Origin of the sequence: Streptomyces klenkii, assembly GCF_003626645.1 — a bacterium.
GTDB classification, from domain to species: domain Bacteria; phylum Actinomycetota; class Actinomycetes; order Streptomycetales; family Streptomycetaceae; genus Streptomyces; species Streptomyces klenkii.
In genome coordinates this window covers 1-1,992 of sequence record NZ_RBAM01000056.1, presented here as the reverse complement: position 1 = coordinate 1,992, position 1,992 = coordinate 1, and the positions used below count along the sequence as shown (strand labels likewise).

The 1,992-nt window shown below is 57.2% G+C and carries 1 rRNA gene; it reads right to left on the bottom strand.

What is annotated here, in order from left to right:
- Nucleotides 1–1,938: ribosomal RNA gene (locus D7231_RS34505) — 23S ribosomal RNA — on the bottom strand; the annotation flags it as partial.
- Between the last annotated feature and the right edge of the window lie 54 nt (nucleotides 1,939–1,992).

The window sequence follows — 1,992 nt, the reverse complement described above, 5'->3', positions numbered from 1 at the left end:
CATCACCGGTTGTGGCCCCCCTTCTCCCGAAGTTACGGGGGCATTTTGCCGAGTTCCTTAACCATAGTTCACCCGAACGCCTCGGTATTCTCTACCTGACCACCTGAGTCGGTTTAGGGTACGGGCCGCCATGAAACTCGCTAGAGGCTTTTCTCGACAGCATAGGATCATCCACTTCACCACAATCGGCTCGGCATCAGGTCTCAGGCTTCATGCTGTCCGGATTTGCCTAGACAGCGCCCTACACCCTTACCCCGGGACTACCACCGCCCGGGCTGGACTACCTTCCTGCGTCACCCCATCGCTTACCTACTACAAGTCTGGATCGTCGGCTCCACCACTTTCCTTCACCCGAAGGATCCAGAACGGCTTCACGGACTTAGCATCGCCTGATTCGATATTGGGCGTTTCAAAGCGGGTACCGGAATATCAACCGGTTGTCCATCGACTACGCCTGTCGGCCTCGCCTTAGGTCCCGACTTACCCTGGGCAGATCAGCTTGACCCAGGAACCCTTAGTCAATCGGCGCACACGTTTCCCACGTGTGTATCGCTACTCATGCCTGCATTCTCACTCGTGAACCGTCCACAACTCGCTTCCGCGGCTGCTTCACCCGGCACACGACGCTCCCCTACCCATCACAGCCTCCGTTGGGAGTATTGCTGCAATGACACGACTTCGGCGGTACGCTTGAGCCCCGCTACATTGTCGGCGCGGAATCACTTGACCAGTGAGCTATTACGCACTCTTTCAAGGGTGGCTGCTTCTAAGCCAACCTCCTGGTTGTCTCTGCGACTCCACATCCTTTCCCACTTAGCGTACGCTTAGGGGCCTTAGTCGATGCTCTGGGCTGTTTCCCTCTCGACCATGGAGCTTATCCCCCACAGTCTCACTGCCGCGCTCTCACTTACCGGCATTCGGAGTTTGGCTAAGGTCAGTAACCCGGTAGGGCCCATCGCCTATCCAGTGCTCTACCTCCGGCAAGAAACACACGACGCTGCACCTAAATGCATTTCGGGGAGAACCAGCTATCACGGAGTTTGATTGGCCTTTCACCCCTAACCACAGGTCATCCCCCAGGTTTTCAACCCTGGTGGGTTCGGTCCTCCACGAAGTCTTACCTCCGCTTCAACCTGCCCATGGCTAGATCACTCCGCTTCGGGTCTTGGGCGCGCTACTCAATCGCCCTATTCGGACTCGCTTTCGCTACGGCTTCCCCACACGGGTTAACCTCGCAACACACCGCAAACTCGCAGGCTCATTCTTCAAAAGGCACGCAGTCACGACGATGAGTGCAAGCACTCATCGCGACGCTCCCACGGCTTGTAGGCACACGGTTTCAGGTACTATTTCACTCCGCTCCCGCGGTACTTTTCACCATTCCCTCACGGTACTATCCGCTATCGGTCACCAGGGAATATTTAGGCTTAACGGGTGGTCCCGCCAGATTCACACGGGATTTCTCGGGCCCCGTGCTACTTGGGTGTCTCTTAAACGAGCCGTTGATGTTTCAGCTACGGGGGTCTTACCCTCTACGCCGGACCTTTCGCATGTCCTTCGCCTACACCAACGGTTTCTGACTCGTCCAACAGCCGGCAGACTATTGAAAAGAGATCCCACAACCCCGCATGCGCAACCCCTGCCGGGTATCACACACATACGGTTTGGCCTCATCCGGTTTCGCTCGCCACTACTCCCGGAATCACGGTTGTTTTCTCTTCCTGCGGGTACTGAGATGTTTCACTTCCCCGCGTTCCCTCCACACTGCCTATGTGTTCAGCAGCGGGTGACAGCCCATGACGACTGCCGGGTTTCCCCATTCGGACACCCCCGGATCAAAGCTCGGTTGACAGCTCCCCGGGGCCTATCGCGGCCTCCCACGTCCTTCATCGGTTCCTGGTGCCAAGGCATCCACCGTGCGCCCTTAAAAACTTGGCCACAGATGCTCGCGTCCACTGTGCAGTTCTCAAGCAACGACCAGCCACCCATCAC